Origin of the sequence: Vibrio fortis (assembly GCF_024347475.1) — a bacterium.
GTDB classification, from domain to species: domain Bacteria; phylum Pseudomonadota; class Gammaproteobacteria; order Enterobacterales; family Vibrionaceae; genus Vibrio; species Vibrio fortis.
The window spans coordinates 1,459,753-1,480,372 of record NZ_AP025488.1; the positions used below are offsets into that span (position 1 = coordinate 1,459,753).

13 protein-coding genes are annotated in these 20,620 nt (G+C 43.5%); 7 read left to right on the forward strand and 6 right to left on the reverse strand.

All coding sequences use genetic code 11. The features are described 5' to 3' along the window. Positions 1-353 precede the first annotated feature (353 nt). Positions 354-4,100, forward strand: coding sequence for a hypothetical protein (locus OCV50_RS20935; RefSeq protein ID WP_261904529.1), 3,747 nt, complete (start codon positions 354-356; stop codon positions 4,098-4,100). A gap of 52 nt (positions 4,101-4,152) precedes the next feature. On the opposite strand, the gene OCV50_RS20940 is transcribed toward OCV50_RS20935, so the two are convergent. Both OCV50_RS20940 and OCV50_RS20945 read right to left on the reverse strand, forming a co-directional pair. Further along, the gene (locus OCV50_RS20940) at positions 4,153-4,587 is read right to left on the reverse strand and encodes a YccF domain-containing protein (protein ID WP_261904530.1); all 435 of its coding nucleotides are present in this window, start codon (positions 4,585-4,587) and stop codon (positions 4,153-4,155) included. 435 nt (positions 4,588-5,022) lie between these two features. After that, positions 5,023-6,099: a threonine aldolase family protein gene (locus OCV50_RS20945; RefSeq protein ID WP_261904531.1), complete on the reverse strand. Its 1,077-nt coding sequence runs from the start codon at positions 6,097-6,099 to the stop codon at positions 5,023-5,025. A gap of 283 nt (positions 6,100-6,382) precedes the next feature. Here OCV50_RS20945 and OCV50_RS20950 point away from each other — a divergent pair, with 283 nt between their 5' ends. The 3 genes from OCV50_RS20950 (at position 6,383) to OCV50_RS20960 (ending at position 10,677) form a co-directional block, all read left to right on the forward strand. After that, complete coding sequence (locus OCV50_RS20950; RefSeq protein ID WP_261904532.1) at positions 6,383-6,997, forward strand: NAD(P)H-dependent oxidoreductase; 615 nt, start codon at positions 6,383-6,385, stop codon at positions 6,995-6,997. Between the two features lie 3 nt (positions 6,998-7,000). After that, complete coding sequence (locus tag OCV50_RS20955) at positions 7,001-8,926, forward strand: monovalent cation:proton antiporter-2 (CPA2) family protein (protein WP_261904533.1); 1,926 nt, start codon at positions 7,001-7,003, stop codon at positions 8,924-8,926. Positions 8,927-9,453: 527 nt separating this feature from the next. Next, positions 9,454-10,677, forward strand: coding sequence for a DUF819 family protein (locus OCV50_RS20960; protein ID WP_261904534.1), 1,224 nt, complete (start codon positions 9,454-9,456; stop codon positions 10,675-10,677). A gap of 260 nt (positions 10,678-10,937) precedes the next feature. Here OCV50_RS20960 and OCV50_RS20965 read toward each other — a convergent pair whose 3' ends face one another. From OCV50_RS20965 to OCV50_RS20975, 3 genes are read right to left on the reverse strand one after another with little or no spacing between them, the layout of a single operon-like run. Then, positions 10,938-13,601, reverse strand: a complete 2,664-nt coding sequence (locus OCV50_RS20965; RefSeq protein ID WP_261904535.1) for a DEAD/DEAH box helicase — start codon at positions 13,599-13,601, stop codon at positions 10,938-10,940. Continuing rightward, complete coding sequence (locus OCV50_RS20970; RefSeq protein ID WP_261904536.1) at positions 13,588-15,591, reverse strand: phospholipase D-like domain-containing protein; 2,004 nt, start codon at positions 15,589-15,591, stop codon at positions 13,588-13,590. The genes OCV50_RS20965 and OCV50_RS20970 overlap by 14 nt, the downstream gene beginning before the upstream one ends. Continuing rightward, positions 15,584-16,975: a hypothetical protein gene (locus OCV50_RS20975; RefSeq protein ID WP_261904537.1), complete on the reverse strand. Its 1,392-nt coding sequence runs from the start codon at positions 16,973-16,975 to the stop codon at positions 15,584-15,586. Before OCV50_RS20975 ends, OCV50_RS20970 begins: the two co-directional genes overlap by 8 nt. A 264-nt stretch (positions 16,976-17,239) precedes the next feature. Between OCV50_RS20975 and OCV50_RS20980 the strand changes: the two genes are divergently transcribed. Together OCV50_RS20980 and OCV50_RS20985 are read left to right on the forward strand one after the other, a co-directional pair. After that, a complete protein-coding gene (locus OCV50_RS20980; protein WP_261904538.1) occupies positions 17,240-17,560 on the forward strand; it encodes a hypothetical protein in 321 nt (106 codons plus the stop codon). Then, on the forward strand, positions 17,538-18,119 hold the full coding sequence (locus OCV50_RS20985) for a hypothetical protein (RefSeq protein WP_261904539.1): 582 nt from the start codon (positions 17,538-17,540) through the stop codon (positions 18,117-18,119). Before OCV50_RS20980 ends, OCV50_RS20985 begins: the two co-directional genes overlap by 23 nt. Here OCV50_RS20985 and OCV50_RS20990 read toward each other — a convergent pair. Beyond that, positions 18,103-18,945 carry a WYL domain-containing protein gene (locus OCV50_RS20990; protein ID WP_261904540.1) on the reverse strand — a complete coding sequence of 281 codons (843 nt, stop codon included), beginning with the start codon at positions 18,943-18,945 and terminating at the stop codon, positions 18,103-18,105. The genes OCV50_RS20985 and OCV50_RS20990 overlap by 17 nt on opposite strands. Before the next feature lie 114 nt (positions 18,946-19,059). Between OCV50_RS20990 and OCV50_RS20995 the strand changes: the two genes are divergently transcribed. Beyond that, on the forward strand, positions 19,060-20,538 hold the full coding sequence (locus tag OCV50_RS20995) for an ADP-ribosylglycohydrolase family protein (protein ID WP_261904541.1): 1,479 nt from the start codon (positions 19,060-19,062) through the stop codon (positions 20,536-20,538). Positions 20,539-20,620: the final 82 nt, after the last annotated feature.

Below are 20,620 nucleotides of genomic sequence, written 5' to 3' on the forward strand. Positions count from 1 at the left end.
TTGCCATAGGTGAGCCCGCTTTTTTATCGAGCAAAGTCACAATAATTGACAAGACGGAACCATATGTGTGCAGTGAAATAGATCACATATTAAAACAATGGTTATTTTTTATTTTGAAGCCAAAGCGAGTCTCTGCGAACAATGCAGCATAACCTAAAGAACACAATGCCATATATTATTCCTTATTTGCCTTAGTGTTACCAACACTAGAAATCATAAACCAGACAAATAAATGCCAAGTATAACTATTCATTTGGTCAAAAGTGCATTTTTATGCACCTTGCGCAAACCCAGTTCATTTCCTAGCTTTCTTATGCAACATAATCTATGCAACGTCAGTTTAGGATGAACTAATGAAAAAGAACCCACTCACTATTGTGCTAGGGTTAACTGCTAGTGTGGGTCTGGTCGGTTGTCTTGACGACTCCGATTCAGACTCGTCTAACGGTTCCGCGTCCAGCACATCTTATAGCGTAACGGCCATTGATGGATACTTGAATGGTGCCCAAGTTTGGTTAGACCTTAATGCTAACTTCCAGTTAGATTCTAACGAACCTTCTGCCACAACAGGAGAAGGAGGTAAAGCTAGCCTAGATATTACTGGTATTGATAATCCAGAAACCTACCCTCTTGTCGTTAGGTCGATAAAAGGTCAAACCGTTGATGAAGACACGGGCAATACCGTCGCATCCGACTACGTAATGTCCGCTCCTGCCGGAGAAAGAGACGTCACACCACTCTCCACTTTAGTACATGTCCAACTTGAATCAGGGCAAGCAGCCAGCAAAGAAGAAGCAATCACAAATGTTGCGACAGAAATGGGATTAGAAGAAGGTGAAGTTCTTGGTGATTACAAAGAAAACAATAACGAAAAAGCGGCCTTTGGTGCGAGAAGCCTAGTTGCATCAGGGAACTTACCAGAGAGCCCTGAAGAATTGTACACTGCTGCCAACGATGACGACGGCAGTAATGATCTGTTAGCTGCTATCAGTGTTGTAAACTCAAAAATCAAAGAAATTGTTGAAGACAACGAAGCAGATTTAGATTCCATTGTCTTCAACAAATCAGGTGTGGCAGACAAGGATACAGATAGAGATGGTGTCGCAGATGAAGACGATGCCTTTCCAAGCGACAGCAGTGAATGGCTAGATAGTGACAATGATGAAATTGGTGACAATGCCGATACTGATGACGATGGCGACGGCGTTTCTGATACAGAAGATGAAATGCCGTTAGACCCGAATGAAACTAAAGACTCAGATTCTGATGGCAAAGGTGATAATGCCGATCTAGATGACGATAATGACGGAGTTCCAGACACCGAAGACGCATTCGACTTCGACCCAACAGAGACACTAGACACTGATAATGATGGTATCGGCAATAATACTGATGAAGATGATGATGGCGATGAAGTCAATGACGAAGAAGACGCATTTCCACTTGACTCATCAGAGAGTGTTGACACCGACGAAGATAATATAGGAAACAACGCCGATACCGATGATGATGGTGATGGTGTTTCCGACGAAGAAGATGACTTCCCATTAGATAAAGACGAATCTCTCGACACCGATAAGGATGGAATCGGCAATAACGCAGATACCGATGACGATGGTGATGAAGTTAGTGACGAAGACGATGCGTTCCCACTAGACAGCTCCGAAACGGTTGATACTGACAAGGATAACATAGGCAACAATGCAGATACTGATGATGATGGTGACGGCGTTTCCGATGAAGAAGATGACTTTCCATTAGATAAGGACGAATCTGTCGACACCGACAAGGATGGCATTGGTAATAATGCAGACCCCGATGACGACAATGACGGAATCGACGATGAAAACGACCTCGATCCGACCGATCCAGATGTAGGTTTATCGGACACGGCAAAGGCAATCGAATTCATCAAATCAGAAGGCGCTATTTACTCTCTTTGGGAGGAAGATTACGACAAAATCACCCAACTCTTTGTCGACACCTTTACTCCAAATGGTGATGTTGCCCCATTAACCCAAATTCAGCGAATTAAATCTGACGGAACGTTAATCACAGTACCAAACGATTATGAGTCAGACACCCAACTCACTGAGCAAGGTTGGACATCAATCCCCGAAGAATATGTACTGGATATCAGCGATAGTAAAATAATGGCTTACCCAGTAGATCACCCGACGTTAACTTACAGTGCAACGGCAATATATAAAGATCTATCGGGCGTCTCTATTTCCTCTTACAACCTAGATTTAGACTTGTTGGAAGACAGTCAGGGTAGCTACCCTGATGGCTCAACGGCTGTAGTTCTTAACTTCACGCCAGTTAACGATGCGTACTATCTTTGGACTAACTGGACGCCATGGGTTTTTGATGGTCACAATGGCAAAGACAATGCAACATTGGACGAACTGATCGTAGACACAAGTGCAGGTGAAGTTGGCCAGACATCGATGTACTACGGTGTATCAATTGGATGGGATGTTAGTGCCGAACTAGTCTCTGACAATACAGTCAACTTTTATTCTTTAAATTGGAATGATGGAGAAGCTGTAAGGGTATCGTCAGCCACTTGGACTCGCTCAACGATGAACAATGAAGACATTATTATGTTTACTGTTCCCGAGGAAGCGATCGCAGAGTGGGGCGAAAGCTTCGATCAAGACTCTCCGCATGTCTTATTTAGCGTTGTTGACGGCCAACTCCATCAAGGTTCACTTGAAAAGGCAGGAGAACCAGAAGTTGATGAAAGCATCTACATCAATGCTATTGCTAGAGATGCTGCTTTAAACATTGTCGATGTACCTGTTTCTACATGTAGTACTGGAGACGACGAAGACGACACCGCAACAACACAAGAGTTTGAAGCCGCTGTTACAGCTTGTGGTGGTAGAATCACAATCACGGAACAGATGATCGTCGACCAAAATTTCCATCGTGTTAAGGGCAATGGTGACACCCGTGACTACTTCTTTAACGCAGATGGGACGGTAGACGTTTCTAAAAATGGTGAATACGGATATACAGACAATTGGAGCATAAACAATGGTCAAGTGGTTATATCATTCTCTGAGCCTGACTATGAATATGCTTGGACCTGGGCATTAGTCGAGCAATCAGATTCCGTATGGTCACTAAAATTTTATGAGTCTGAAGTTGACGGCGGACAAGAAAAGCAATGGATTTGGTCGGACACTGTGGAACTCATAGAAGGCAATGTCATTTGTAGCTTCCCCGAAAATTCTAACGCGTCATTAGATAGCTTTAAAAATGACCTCTCAGAATATTCAGATTGTGCTGGCGAGCCACTAACCTCTGAACTATCGGGGTTACAGCTTGGTAGAGTAAAAAGTAATGGGGAAACTCGTGGATATCAATTTAACGACGATGGCACGGCCATTAATTACCGTAACGGAATCCCTAGATATTGGGTATGGGAGTTCGACACAGATAACAACATGTATGTTGTTTACTATGACGAGGAAAAAACGGTGTTAGCTGAGTATATTACTGTTTTGTACAACAGAGAAGGCTCCGTGAGTCTCGCTTTCTACGAACCAGAAGCCTCTGAATCTTGGGCTTCAACCTACGAAGACCTATCGACTAGCAATGGCATTCTCTATTGTGATACAGGCAATACTGATTGGAATGACGAAGACAACGTGCCAAATTATGGCTCTTTCCAAGACTACAAAGATAGCGTGGAATCTTGTATAGAACTAAGTGACTCCAACGCAGCATTTAGTGCGGACTACTTCGACAGAAAAATCAGCTTCACAAGCAACTCAGATGAAAACGGTGAATTCGAAACTTTCGTATTTGAAGAAGATGGCACTGGCACCTATATAGTTTCACATGTAGATGACGGTGACCAAGAAAACTTAACCATGACTTGGTCTGTTAACGATGAAACAAACCTAGTAGACGTACTTATCGATGCTGGAGAAATCACAGCAAGAGATACTCTAGCTATTATTGACAGTAATAGTATCGAGTTTTACATCAAAGGCTTCTCAAGGGGAAGCGACTGGGATGGCGTGGGAGATGACGACGGAGGTGATATTTGGTCCCGAGTTTTCACTGCAGATCAACCCGATGACTAATTAACGATACTCATCCAGCAATCAATGCCCCCTTTATTGGGGGCATTTCTTTCTAGCCTTTATAGTTTCTCACACGTGCCGCTTCAGCTTCGCGCTTGTCAACGACCGTTTTGCCGATAGGTGCCAATGAAATCACAGCTAATTTAAGGTGCTGAATAGCAAATGGGATACCGATGATGGTCACGAAGCAGGCTACTGCTGATAAGATGTGGCCAATTGCAAGCCATACCCCTGCAAATACGAACCAGATAATATTGCCTATCATACCTAATGGACTGGTACCGATATCACCCTCGTTGGTTAGCTCATCACGCGCAATCGCTTCTTGACCAAACGGGAAGAATGAGAAATTACCCATAACAAAACAAGCTCGTCCCCAAGGAATACCGATAATGGTAATGAATGCCAACAGTCCGAAGAACCACCACGCTAATCCCATAAATACACCGCCGAACAAAAACCAAATGATATTGCCGATTGTTTTCATTGAGTGTTCTCCATAAATCTAAAGTGCAGCATTACAGATTGTAAGCCGTTGATAGGGTTATTATTCCAAAACAAATATGAACCGCCAATGAACCTTTTAAAATAAGGATCATTTGATACTCGCCACGATTCTCACACACAAATCCTAGCAAGTGTAAGCTTCTTTGTTACTATAGCCACAAGTTAGTCAACGAATAGACTGTTTAGGTATCACACCTAGTAAACAGCAAGATTAAAGGTCGGGCTTTATGAGCAACAACGAACAACCAAAAAAGAAGATGAAAAATTGGGTACCTATTGTTTTTTTCGCCGTACTCAGCACCATTCCGGTATTCATGTTTTTAGTTGATGTCTACATCAATCAATACATGTAGACACACGATACAAATAGAAAGGCAGTGGCTCAAACCACTGCCTTTTTACTGTCTACTCACTTCTAGTTTAACTCAGCAACCAGCATATCCAGTATGTCGATAAGTTCGTGATCGGGCAGGTTCAATAAATTGTCACCGACATACCATTCAATCTTACATTGATGCGATAACTCACAAGGACTTGGGTTCCCAATCCAAATCTTATCGCGCGCAGCAATCTTATCTCTTAACTCAATGCCTTCTTCAACACTTACAGGTAGGTACAGGTGCAGCATGTTGCTCTGTGGCTGCTTGGGATTAACGATAAACTGTGGGTAGTCCTGTAGAATTTGATAGACGTGTTTCGTTCGTTCAAACAGGGCTGGCATTTGAGCTAGGCGTTCATCAAATTGCATGGCTGCGGACACAATAAATGGCGTTCTACGGTAAACATTACCACCTTGTCGTTTCATCCATAATGATGCTTTCTTTATAAATGCCTTATTCCCTAGTAGCAACGAACCACCTAAGCCATTTAGTCCTTTGTAAAGAGAGACATAAGCAGAGTCAAAGCCATTGGCAATCTCTTGATAGTTTTTCTGGTAATAAGCTCCACATTCCCACAAACGCGCACCATCCATATGTAGATGAATGCCGTTGGTTTGACAGTAATCTTTGATCGATTCCAACTCATCCCACTCTGGAAGCTGACCACCAATTTCACGCATCGGTAATTCATAAAGCGCTGCCGCAATTTCATCTGGCCACGCCTTCAAATCATCGACATTCCAAGTGCGATGTACATTGCCCAGCGGCAACACATTGAACCGATTTTGAACCTGATAGCCTTGGCTTTCATGACGCATGATGTGGCTAGACTCGTGCATTGCAACGTTATGGCAACGCTTCTCATCACAAACGATCTGCAAAGCCGTAGGTTGGTTCATTGTCCCAGTAATAACAAACACCGCCGCTTCAAAACCCAACAGGTCTGCGACTTTCTGTTCAAACTCTTGAATAAACTCACCATCACCATACGTATCATGGGTTACACCACGCTCTTCAGACCATTGCGCCATTTGTGAAAAGAGTTGTGCCGGTGTTGGTTCGAAATGACCAGATAGAAAAAGTTTGCACTGCTGACGAAGATCCTTAGCCATAGGGTGTTTCCTTTATTGGGAGTTCAAATGATGTCGTCTTTGCGACTCTGTTTTCGTAGTAAAGGTAACATGAAATGATTCGATATTTTTCTACCTATTCACGCATATTTAGTTTTCTATTTCACAAGTCTTCGAGCTAAAACTCATAAAATCGCAAACGTTTCCACATCTATCAAATACTCGGACGTTATATCAATCAAACTCAAGCTAATTCATTGTTCTTCAACTACTCTTCTATTATTGTAACAAGTAGATGTTGTTCGAATTATATAAAGAGGGCCATATGTCGAAAAATCGAGTTCTGGTGTTGTTTGCACACCCATCTCAGCACCGCTCCGAAGCGAACAAACCGCTGTTTGACCAAGCAAAGAAAATTGAAAACGTCACGTGTGTCGATCTTTACGCTGAATATCCAACATTCAAAATCAACATTGACCGCGAACAGAAACGTCTTCTTGAGCACGACATTATCATCTTTCAGTTTCCACTCTATTGGTATTCCACCCCTGCCATTCTCAAAGAGTGGCAAGATTTGGTTCTAGAATATGGTTTTGCTTATGGCACGGATGGCCATGAGTTAGAAGGGAAAAAGTTCCTCTGCAGTATTACCGCGGGTGGTAAGGAAGATGCTTATCAAACCGATGGCTATAACCACTTTACTATTCGAGAACTGCTCCACCCTCTTGAGCAAACCGCGTCTTTATGTGGCATGGAATACTTAGCCCCTTATGCCCTTTTTGGCTCGCGTACCGCATTGGAAGAGAACCGTATCGTTGGGCACGTTGAGCGATACAAATTCTTATTAGAGTCACTGGTTGATGGAAACATTAATTATAAGAAGGCGAAAAAAGTCGCAAAGCTAAACCACTACCTCGATGAAATCATGAACAAGGACTAAAGAATGACGGGATATTTTCTACAAGCCTTTATCTACTTAGTCGCCGCAGTTATCGCGGTACCTATTGCTAAGCGCCTTGGTTTGGGCTCCGTACTAGGTTACCTAATCGCTGGTGTGGTTATTGGCCCTATCATCGGTCTGGTTGGTGAAGAAACAACGACCATCCAACACTTTGCCGAGTTTGGCGTGGTTATGATGCTGTTCTTGGTGGGCTTAGAGCTCGAACCGAAAATGCTGTGGGCAATGCGAAATCGTCTTATGGGCTTAGGCGGCTTGCAGGTCGGCGGTACTGCAGCGATTGTGATGGGAATTGCACTCGTATTTGAGCAACCATGGACTATCGCTTTGACCATCGGTCTTATCTTTGCGTTATCTTCTACAGCAATTGTTCTTCAAACCTTTAACGAAAAAGGGTTGTCAAAGACAGAAGGCGGCCAAAATGCCTTCTCTGTATTGCTATTCCAAGATATCGCAGTTATCCCAATGCTGGCATTTATCCCACTATTGGCATTACCGGAACTGGTGGAAGCAGCGCAAAACGCAGTATCAGCTGCGGCTGATCACCATGACGAGCTAAGTTTGGTTGCGGGATTACCGGGCTGGGCATACGGCCTTGTGATTACCGCTTCCATCGCGTTGGTCGTCGTTGGCGGTCACTTCTTAAGTCGCCCACTTTTCCGATTCGTAGCAAGCTCTGGACTGCGTGAGATCTTTACCGCGACTGCACTCATGCTGGTTATCGGCATCGCCGCGTTGATGAGTCTAGTGGGTCTATCTCCTGCCCTTGGGACGTTCCTTGCTGGTGTGGTACTTGCCAACAGTGAATTCCGCCATGAACTTGAATCCAACATCGACCCATTTAAAGGGCTTCTGCTTGGACTTTTCTTTATTACGGTTGGTGCAGGAATCAACTTCGATGTTCTATTCAATGATTTCGGTCTAATCATCGGATTAACACTAGGTGTGATGCTACTAAAAGCAGCTGTTCTATTTATCTTGGCGCTGATTTTCAAAATCAAAAATAGCGACCGTTGGCTATTTACATTGAGCTTGGCGCAAGCCGGTGAATTTGGTTTTGTACTTCTAAGCTTCTCTGCTCAGAACCACGTGTTGCCATCTGATGTTGTTCAAACTCTATCTCTTGTGGTTGCTCTATCAATGTTCTTAACACCGGGACTCTTCATTTTATTCGATAAAGTGATTCTTCCTCGTTACGAACAAAAATCTAACGACAGAGAAGAAGATACGATCGAAGAAAAAGGCACAGTGATCATCGCGGGTATTGGTCGTTTCGGTCAAATCGTTAACCGTCTGCTGGTATCTAACGGTGTGAACACTGTCGTACTTGATCACCAAGCCAACCAAGTTGACGTTCTTCGCTCAATCAATATCAAGTCATACTTTGGCGATGCAACTCGCCCCGATTTGCTACACACGGCAGGCATTGAAGATGCTGCGCTGTTTGTTGTCGCGATTGATAACCAAGACTCAAGCGTCGAACTGGTCAAGTATGTGAAACACACTTATCCAAAAGTGAAAATATTAGCTCGCGCCTTCGACCGTGGACACAGCTACCGACTAAGAGAAGCGGGAGCCGACTTTATCGAATCAGAGACATATCACTCAGCACTGGAGATGGGAGCAGAAGCCCTACGCTCTCTCGGCCATCATCCATTCTTTGTTGAGCAACAGAAATCGACCTATATGCGTGTTGAGAGTCGTAAGTCTGAAAAACTCTATCAAGCTTGGGCTGCAGCCGAGGATAACCCGCGTTATGACAACAACTATCGTCAAATCTTCATTCACCTAGAAGAAGCAATGAAAGAGGACATGAAGAAAGATCGCTCGGACAAGCATACTCGCTCTGAACGAGGCTGGACGCCACCACCGAAAGGATATGCGGACGATTTCGAGGAAGAAGAAGCATAAATTCTTTATAATTCGGTCTAAAACGCGGCTGAACAAGCCGCGTTTTTTGTATCTCAAGCGTTAGAAACACACAATCAAGCTCAATTTGAACAATAAAAGCCTCTCGACCACTCCTTACAATTCGACATTAATGTGATCTACATTTGATTTTCTATTTCGGACGAAATTGGTCTTCTTATGCATCTGTTTACATTTATGAAACATATCGTCGAGCATTCTCTTTGGCGAATTTATGCGCCCCTTTCTCAAACCAACAGAACACTGTCCGCATAAATCATTCTCAAGCGCCCATTTCATTGGCTTTGAATAACATTGCATACATCTTTATGCATAAATAATTAGCTACTAGAAAACATTCACACGCCCAATCTTTTGACCATCAAAATCACACGTAAAACCCATTAAATTTAACAAAAATATTTCAAAGTATTTCTATTGTTACAATTTGTAACGATTACAGCTTATGGGTATAGTCCTGCACTTCAAAAAGTGAGGCGTTTGCCATCACCTAAAGGAGGAAAACAATAATGATTACTAATGATGCTGTAATAATGGGCATGTTAGCCGTTATTCTTGGCGGTGTATTTATCACGGAAAGTAGCCAAAATAGCGCACTTAAAAAATTCTACTCGTTCGTTCCGGGTTTATTGCTCTGTTACTTCGTACCTTCACTACTTAACAGTTTTGGCATCATCGACGCTTCTAATTCAAAGCTTTACTTTGTAGCAAGCCGATACCTACTTCCAAGCGCACTTGTATTGCTGATCATTTCAGCAGACCTACGCAAAATCTTCGGGCTTGGCTCAAAAGCTGTGATCATGTTCCTTACCGGTACACTTGGCATCATCATTGGTGGTCCCGTTGCGATTCTGATTATCGATCAGGTTAACCCTGACCTCGTTTCTGGTGATGTATGGCGTGGACTCACGACAGTAGCCGGCTCTTGGATTGGCGGCGGCGCTAACCAAGCGGCAATGAAAGAAGTGTTTGATGTTGACGATCAACTCTTCTCAGCAATGATTACCGTTGACGTTATCTGTGCCAATATCTGGATGGCAGTGCTTCTGATTATGGCTGGCCGTCAGAAGAAAATTGACGCATGGTTAAAAGCCGATACGTCATCTATCGAAGAGCTAAAAGAGACCGTATCTAAATACCAAGAAGAGAACGCTCGCCCTACGACAACGACCGACCTAATGAAAATTGCAGCTATTGCCTTTGGTTTAACCGGTCTTGCGCACTTCTTTAGCGACATCATTGCACCATGGATTTCTACCAACGCACCTGAGCTTGCAAAATACAGCCTAACTTCAGGCTTCTTCTGGCTTATTGTAATGGTGACGACATTTGCACTGATTGCTTCATGCTTTAAGTCGACACGCAGCCTAGAGCACACTGGCGCATCTAAAATCGGTTCTGCATTTATCTACATTCTAGTTGCTACCATCGGTATGCAAATGGATGTAACGGCAATCTTCGATAACCCAGGTTACTTCTTCATTGGTATCACTTGGTTGTCTATCCACGCAATTCTTATGATTGTGATGGCAAAACTGATTCGTGCACCGCTATTCTTCATGGCGGTCGGTTCTCAAGCAAACGTCGGTGGCGCCGCTTCTGCCCCTGTGGTTGCTGCAGCATTCCACCCTGCTCTAGCACCTGTAGGTATCCTGATGGCCGTTCTAGGTTACGCACTGGGTACTTACGGCGCATACATTTGTGGATTGATTATGCAGGCTGCTGCGGGTTAATTTCAGACAAAAACATAGACCATACAAAGCCAGCAACTGAACATGCTGGCTTTGTGCTTACTACTAACAAAAAAGCGACAGCTTTCACCGTCGCCTTTCTAAATATTATCAATTAGTTAAGATTACTCACAATCAAGAATAACCTGCCAGACATACCAGTTCACATCATGTCGAAGCCGGCTTGGAAGTCATCCACTTTGTAGTGGTGAATCATCATGAACAAGTGAATCGACTAAATCCAATGGCGTCGCCATGATTATCTATGTTTTAGTAAACTTGGCTGGATATGGGTCTTGGACTTGGCTGTGCTCATCAAACTCTGGCTGTTTCAAATATTGTTGCCAATTAACTGCTTTCCCAGTACTAACTTGTGAATCATCACTATCTAGCAAACATTTATCCAATTTACTCTCCGCTTTAACCTTACGCTCTAGGAACGAAGCTAGCTGGTCCTCATCAAATGAATGCTCCAAATATGGAAAGCTGATCGTCAGTTCCGCTTGCTGACCATTTTGATATTGGCGATTCACCTTACTGAAGAGTCTATCCAATCGCCCAACTCGCTGCTCATGATCACCTGGGTTACCGGCAATGCCATAATGATGAACCTGATTACATTGTAAATGTAAGTTCACACCTTCCTGAAACACCGATGTCGCCACCAGCACGTTAGGATAAAATGGCGAGTTAAAGCTCAACTGTAAGCTGTCTCTATTTGAGGTCTCACCGCTTGCAAAAGCTGCAGGCGATGTATGGCCTTTCAGCACTCGCCACTCATTCGTATAGCCCCCTATCTCCACTCGCGCGATCTTCTTACATACATCCTCAAACGTATTGAGCGCAGCCTTGAAGTACCATAACAGCATTGACTGCGGCAGCTTTGGTAAAGTGTACTCAATAAAATGGATATACCTTGAATGGGCATTTGCTGTAGTGTGCGGCTGCTTATTAAATTCATAAAACCAGCAAAATAGTTCAACCATGACGGGGCTCGCAAACAGTGCCCCAGCTTTGAAGTAAGTGGCAAAGTTTTCTTTAGCCGCTGCGCTCCATTGAGATAGCTTACTTTGCTCAGTGTCATCAAGCAGATCTAATAAATGTTTCCAGATGGTCGGCAGAACTTCGCCTACTCGATGTTCATCAGACACATCGAGTTTATCAAGTTGGTGGGTTTGTACACGTTGATGCTGCGCAGCAGTGGAATATAACGCACGCTTACGTTCACCCGATTGATGCTCAAAATGGTAGCCATAGTCTTGATCAACATAATCTAGTGCTGGCTCAAGAAACATAGAAAAGATACTTTCAGGTTTTCTAAAGCGCAGGGCGACATTAGTACATTCGGTGTTGCGTGTTTCATCAATCGCAGACGGTATACGCTTTTTAACTACAAACAACTCCGTGATACGAGAGCGTAGATGATTTTCATCTCCATCAGACTCGTCTTGCTCTTCCTGATCATCCAGATCTAGAGTCTCTTCCGTGTCATTAAGGTAACGGTTCAACCACGCTCTGCTCCAATGGCTTTTCTGCCATGAATCTTGCTCTTGATCATTCAATTTAAGGGTACGAGAAATTTGCGAACCAAGCGCGTTGTCATAACGTGTATTCACCCGTTTTGTTAACTCTCGAACCGATGGTATCCGGCGCACAAACACAAGATGCTTAATATCATCTAGGTCGCTTGATGCAAACTCGCTTGGAACGAATTGATCAACCAATGCCTTATATTTAGGGTGCTCAGGAAACTGACCAAAGCAGCCGTAATACTCTTGGCTTAAACAGTGTAGCAGCTCTGTATCAGGCGCTTTACTAAATGCGTCTTTACCATGTTCAGAACCTTGATCAGAGCTCTGTTGCTCTTGGCTGATTTGATGCTCTTGTTCGCCAAAAGACTCAAAGCCTTCAAGATAACCGTACAAAAACTGTCTGTTTGAGGCCTTAGCTTGATGCTGTTTCACCAATTCACGTTGATATAACCCGAAGAACAGCTCTGCATTTTGATTTTCAGAAAATGAGACCGCATGTGCCACTTCCTTTCGATAATGCTGTTTTGCATAGTGTGCACCATTCACCCCTTGCAACAAGCGCAGGCGTCTTAGTCCATATTTCGTCAACAGCTCTGCGGCATCATATGATCTTTCCGTATCGCTATTTTTCAGTTCACTCGATGGCGCAAAATATTTGAGGATGTTCTCAACATCTCTGACTGACGAGTGGGTTGGTGTTGCCGTCATTAGCAAGACTCTCTTGGCCAATGGAGTATCTCCCTCACCAAAGAATGCTTTTGCCGCCTCGACTTTTTGAGAGCCTCCATCACGAGTGCGTAGGTAGTGCGCCTCATCAATAACCAACAAATCAAACCCTTGCTGATCAAGATACCCCATCACCTGCTCTTTCAATTCAAGCGCATTTTCACGAGCAAGATCTGCCTTATTGCTAGCTTCGCTGTCTTTGGTTAACCCACTTAGCGCGTGAATTGTCGTAAAGTAGACGTTATGGTTTCGCTGCTTAACGTTGGCGATCATTGCTTCTAATTTGGACTCAGGAGCCGCGACTGATAGTGAACCACTAAAACAACCGTGCCAGTGATCTTGTTCAAACGCGCCAAACTCTCCCTTCCATTGCGAGCAGATGTTCTTGTTAGGTGCAATAACCAGCACTTTTGCGTCCGGCTTTATCTGTTGCAATAAACGAATGATACCAATCGCTTGGAAGGTTTTACCCATGCCCACTTCATCAGCCAAAAGTGCCAAGCGATGCTGAGCAAGCAGTCGGCATAGGTATGCGACCCCTTCAGCTTGCTTTGCTGCCATTGAGTTTGCGTTATCAGCTTGGTAGCGCCAATCCATGTCACCTTCAACAAACGTCATCTGCTGAGATACCGCTTCAGGTGTCAATGTAAGCCAATCAGATAGAGACATACTTGCACTTCTCTTTAATTAATTTGCGGTACTCACTACTACCGATTTTATTTTGAAGACCTTGTGTACGGATGACACTGTCTGAGCTCTTAAAGCGCAATCCACTTAAGCGCGACTTCAATTCGCTATCCTTTGATTGCTTTTTCGCGACATCAACCAACAAGTTAAACTCTTGTTTCATATACCAATTAAATACATTGGCATTTTCTTGTAGCTCGCTGCGAATCTTTTCCCCAATCTCCACAAGGCAGCCCGGTATCACAAACGCATATTGCTCGATAAGCGCATCAGATTTTAGTTTGGTGATGCGCTGCTCTAGGTTATCCATCGCTTGGAACATTCGGAAATAGCTGAGTGTTGGAGACTGCTCTTTTTCAGAGATTGAACCTGCATCTTGCTCGTATAACCAATCTTGATCATCTCCTAAGATTTCGTTTCTCAGAGCTGAGTTAGCGTTGTTTTCAAGCGAACGACCATCAATCAAACTGCTGAAAATATCATCCAGAGAGTCGAACTGTTCAACGCGGCGCATTAAACTGTTGCGTTCTACAATAAAACCACGATGCTGTGAACCATCACTAAAATTCAGCTTATAGGCATGATCCACCAACAACTCTTTAGGTTCATCTGTCAGCGGATGCTCAAAAATCCACACAGAGTCTTTTCCTAGGTTGTTATTACTAATTGACTGCGCAAGGTCTGGCAATTGCAAATCAAACTCAGGCCACTCCCCGTTAACATCACATAGGCTTATTTCTACGTGGTAGGTTAATGTGCGCCAATCAAACACGACGTTTACATCAAGTGGTAGTAGTTCTGACACTTCTAAAGCATGTTCTTCAAGCTCTTTGCTCTGCATGAAGTTCGCTTCAGCAATATCTAACGGCTGATTAAACACCTTTTCAACTTGCTGCTTATTTTCAACAACAATACCCGCTTCAATGTTCACTTGACCGTCAATCTTATCTTCCAACAACACATTTGAGCCGGGTGTTGTAAAGTTCCACGAACCAATTGCCAATTTAGAATGAGTCATCCATACCTTGGCATGACACAAATCACTTCGCTCATCTTTTGCTATCGGATTGCGGTAAAAACTCACGCTTCCATCAGCCAATAAAGGCAATAATGCCGATGACCACTGAGTACGCAGCTTTTGGTTGTCAACTAGATCAGGAATGATGTGCAGCCTTAAATCATCGCGCTGGCTTACGCTTTTCAAACGCTGAATAAACCCCGCAAGATCGGCAGGAAAATATGGTGACCAAACCACAAGGTCATTCGTGTCTTCTGTTAAGTTGCCAAACATATGACTCAGTAATGTTTGGTGTTTACCATCACGACTGTTTTTGACAAACGTATGCACGAAACTCCAATCGCTTGGCTTGATTTCCGCTCGGAACCTGCGAGGAGTAAGGATCGCTTGAGGGTCAAGTTTGTGCGCTTCAAATAACGGTTTGAAGAAATTCTTTATCGCTTCGGCGTGATGCTTGCATTCCACCTTTTGAAAAGTAAATACCTCTTGGTTCGATGACCAACCACTTAGAGTTAGGTTCGCGCTACCTGCACCTAGAACTGCGTTGCCATTCACATCTTGTAGAAAGATAACCTTTGGGTGGAACAGCGAGTTAGTATCTAACTGCTTTTTACGTCCACCATTCAGTAGAGCCGGGTTGACACCGTAGATTTCAATTGCGGTTCGCTTAATATCGCTAGCTTGATACATGCGTTGGTCGGCAAACACTTTCACGTCAATATCTAACGTCACATCCCCTTTAGTGTTATTTTTGATTGAGCCGTTCAGCTTTTGCTGCATCAACTCAAAATCAACACGACTACGAGGATTGTCCATTTGCAACAAAGTCGACAGGACATGACGCTCAAAAAAATCGACATTAAGGTTAAAGCTGGTAAACCAAGCGTGTTGAAGCGGACCAAGTGATTGAACCTGTTTACTGAGAGCTTCTGCTAGTTTGAATGATTTAGTCATTGCTCTTGCCCTCCAAACCATGAATTAGATTCTTAAATTGGTCTAGGTAATAGCCATTAAACCAGGTCTTATATGGTCTTTGCTCTACCGTCGGCAAATTGCGCAATTTAACATGACAGCGATTCACCCCTTGGCTATCACACTCCACCCAAGGGCTTTGCCCGCGTTGATTCATGATGGTGCGATGATATTTAAGCAGCGCTTCAATCAACGCTGTCATATTCTCAAGAGACTCGGTGCTGTCTAACTTGCCAAACGCGAGCAAGGCTTCATAACGTGATTTAACAACGCCAACCTGGAACTTTTCTTTGATTCCAACTTCCACTTCCAGATCACGCGCGAGTTGAATGATAGAGCTAACGTTGCGCTCTAATTTCAGATAGCGTTGATACACTTCTTCATTGGATTGAAATCGTTGACTCATTAGCACAGTCAAAAGTAGCTCACACTCAGCAAGTAACGGCTCAACACGGCAAATGTCCTGCATCTTTCTTTTTTCGAGTTCGCTCTCTTCGCGTGCAATGGCCTGCTCAAAAAGAGATTGTGCAGATTCATTCTCTTGGGTGTTATTACTGATCACCTTATAAAGTGAGCCTGCGGCATTTTCATCAAGGTTGGTTGCGTTCAACCAAAACGCTTTGCTCTGTTTACCCACACATGCCGGTGTAGCAAAGTTCTGAGCATAAGCCAGCTTTATAACATCAGGAATGTCATGCCATTCAATTTGCGGCAACTTATTGTCTTGCGAGATGACCTTCGAGATATGCTCAACCAATTGTTGAACCAGTTCGCTAAACCTATGACAGCTTTGAATAAAGTTCTGTGCGCTACTCCATTGCTGCGCGCTTGTGGGTAGATGGTAGCGATATTCTTTGTCAAAAAAGGCCATTTCGGTAAATGGTGTTTTATATCGACCACTTGCCCCTAATGTAAGCTGTCTAACAAGTAATTGCCCAGATTGTTTATTGGTGAATTGGAGACTCGGCTTGCCTCTAGCGAGCAGTTGTCTCGCTTTAGATGTACCAAGAACACCTTGTGTTTGAACCTTAACTCGCTCTGTTTCTTCCGCCTCTAGCATGGAAAATACAAAAATATTCTCCATGTAAATCAAACACGCTTGCTTAAATGCCAACGTATCAACATGCCCAAACACCCCATGTAAGCTTCGGCTAAGTTCGATTTGACTATCAACTAACTGCTTAATCACATAATGGTGAACCAGATTCAGGGTGTAGTTACGCACGTCATTGGAGATAGAGCTAACGCGGTTATGAAAAATATCTTGGCCTAACCGAGACCAAATCATGGTCATTCCCAAAGGGTCGGTATTCAACGATTGAGTAAGAGTATCGTCGTATGTTGTAAAGAACTGGCTGAGGTGCATAGTTATATACTTATTAAACTGACGTGAAATCAATGAACAACTTTTTTGCTACAAATGTCTTGGGTTACATCCATACCAAGTGCTAAAACGTTGCGGCTTCTTTTAGTAATCCATATCAAAAACCATACTTGCAACACACGGAATATCATACCATAAATTTCCATTAAGAAACTGTCGTTTTATTCTACATGTTAACTAACTACGACTAGTGCTAGCGTGTTCTTGTTTTCGGAAGAGTCATCATTTCAAATATAAGGAGGACAAATGTGGGCCAAGAAAAAACAGAATAGAATACTACGTAATAGTGTTTCAGATAGAGATTCACCTATTCACCAACAACACTCAAACCTGTTCCCTGAAGAATACGATTGTATGTATGACTCAACTAGTGAGGCGAAAGCCAGGCGTCGTGGCATTAACCCCATGCGAGAAAGCTACCAAAAAGAGGTGAATCTGAGACGTCTTAAATTAGGAGTGGAGCCATACATGGGAAACGTGGGCGTGGAAAATATAGACACATCGAGCCTGATGACAAGCTTGGAGTATTGTAAAAAGGTTGAGCATGAGAAGAAAACTAACAAGTAAGAACAAAAAGAAGTTCACTCAGCGTAGGCAGCAAGCCATCAAGTTGGGTATGCCCACAAACCTAATGATGACAGGGCGACTTAAACTGGTGGTGGATTACTATCAGTACCTTCGAAATGCTCTTAATGCTAGTGCTTACGAGAAAAAATATATGGAAATTAGTTTTGGTGAGAGATTTAAAGAGAAACAAATATTGAGCGCGATCTTTCAAGATCTTCATCGCTGGCGTGCTGAGTCGCAAAATGCTCCCAGCGAAGTGCTTAAGTGTGGCCTTATCCAGTCACTAGCTAGACTCTTCCCTTCAATCAATTGCACTCCTGAGTTAGATAACATCGACTTAGGAACAACACTATGTAACGACATAAGGCATGCGACTGGGGATTACTCTCTCAATCGCATCGCGCACCCGCCTTATCAGCGATCATGCGATTTAGATTGCAGTGAGGATGACATTCCCTCGGCAGAGCTCTGCGAAATATGGGAGCAGTTTACTCGTAGAGCAGAAAATTATGATGAGATTCGTGAGCTACTTACATCCCCAATCAAACCAGATGTTTAAACACTTCATCTCTGTTTAATACAATCAATTGCTGACGACCCACCGGCGTATCTTCATATTCTAGGAATACATTCAGCGCAAACAAAGTGTAACGAACCAAAGCCGAGCGGCAGGCGATGACAAACTTCCCATCAGTCATATCATACTCATAACGAATCATATTTTGCTGTTCTTGAGAAAGGCGTGGGTCAGGTGCAAATTCTATATCAACAATATCATGCCATTTTGCATCTTGATCTTGTGTCTTGTCGGAGTTGCACAGCACCTCCAGTTCACCTTCAAATCGGCTCAATAAAAAGTCTCTAAACTCACCATTTTTCTCACAATATGCTCTAACGTGCCAGCGCAATGGGGTGCAAACAATTGAATGTGGGACAATCACCCTTCCCTCTGATTCCGGCTGACTCATGGAGCGATATCCAATATCTAAACGAGACTGGCTTTTTGCAGCGAGTAAAATTTTCCGTACATGCTCAGGATTCACATGTCGAGTAGGAATTGGCAATGAACATGCCGTACCCCCTGTAAACTCCATTGGAGAAAAGATGTTACTGTTAGATTCTTGGCTTGCCAGCAAGTTAAGGAACTCTTGAGCTTCTCCAGTGATGAAATGCGGCTTAAAAGAACTTGAAGGTACATACCCCTTGAGACTCTTATCGTATTCAAGGTTCGTTTGCGAGATATGTTGAATGTAGAAGTTAATATCCTTAGACGCTTGCTGACGGCCAATACCAAAGCTTTCACATAGGTGGTTAGTCGTTAACCTTCCCTCCCAGTATGCGATAAGTTCGATAAGTCTGAATCTCTGGTGTTGGTCCCACTTCACGGTAATGCCCTCTTTAACGCATAAGATGTGTCGCTTTTTACAACATATCATTTCACAAAGCCGTAATTTACCATAATTACGTACTGAAACACTGGTTTAATTGAGGGTTCATTTTTGACTGAAACTGAAGCATTTGTAAATCGCGCGCAGGGGGCACTTGTTGGACTGGCTCTAGGTGATGCATTAGGCACAACCCTAGAGTTTATTCCCAAGCATGCTGTAAATCCGATCTCTGATATCTGTGGTGGCGGCCCATTCGACCTAAAGGCGGGTCAATGGACAGACGATACCTCAATGGCTTTATGCCTAGCCGACTCTCTACTTGAATGTGGTAAACACAATGCAAAAGATCAGGTAGAGCGCTACCTCGATTGGCGTACACATGGTTGCAACGCGGTAAATGGTTACTGTTTTGATATTGGCTTTACCGTTTCTTCAGCGCTAAATGCTTATCTGAGAACGGGTGACCCAGAGTCGGGAGGCACGGAATCAAATTCCGCAGGAAATGGTAGCATCATGCGTCTTGCCCCTGTCGCGATATTCTATGCTCAGTCGAAAGGCCACACCGAGCATGATGTCCAGCATTACAGCGCTCAAAGCTCATTAACTACCCACAGAGAACCTAGATGTGTCGAAGCTTGCAAAATGCTTGGCCATTTACTCAGCCAAGCCATGCTTGGTCCTCAAACCAAAGCATCGTTAATTGAAAACCTAGTCGAAGAATTTACTCAGACTAATCCAAGCGAAGCCATACAAACTCTGCTTAATGCCATAAGCATCGCTGCAGACCCTACTACAAGTCGCGACGATATTTTCGGCCGAGGTTACGTTGTTGACTCACTTCAAGCGGCAATATGGTGCTTTCTACAGTCAGCTAGCTTCGAACAAGGCGCACTATTGGCAGCAAACTTAGGTGATGATGCGGATACGACCTGTGCTGTTTATGGGCAGATCGCAGGGGCTTATTATGGGTATGATGGCTTGCCTAAAAAGTGGCTTTCTAAATTAGCTTGGCAGGAAAAAATACGTGATAAGGCAACGGAACTCGCGTTATACAAACAAAACCCAGTTAAACTAGAGAACCGCTTTTATTTCAAACTTAAAAAACCAGAGCAGGTTCTTGGATTGGAGCATCTAGAACTCTCAGAAACTAAGCAAAAAAGTCTGACTTCAAAGTGCCCTACACTGGATATTACCAAGCTGCAAAGCCGTGCATCGTTATTGGAACACATTCAAAACTTTTTTCGATATTCATTTGATATGCCTGAACTGGTTATCAATGAATCAATGCACCTCTATGACGAACTGGAAAGGGTCTACTACGCCAAAATTGATGGTGTTGCTGTCTCTGATGTTAGCTACGGTAAAATATTTTGCGATCGAGAAGGAAATGGCGGCGTTTCAGATCGTGGGCTTGCCCTCTACTTCACTATATGTGAAGACCTACCCGATACGTTAGGTATTGATGGCTCTAATTCCCCATTTGAGGGATATGATTTCACCTTAGATAACTTTGAAATGGAATGGCAAACCATCGGTGACTTTATTAATGACTGCTTACGCATCACTGAGAGGACCCAAGACAAGTTGTAAGACCTCTATATATTCTCCGTTCTTTTACAGCATCAATCCTTCTGATAGCTAGTTTATGAAGAAAGTGCTGGCTATTTTTATT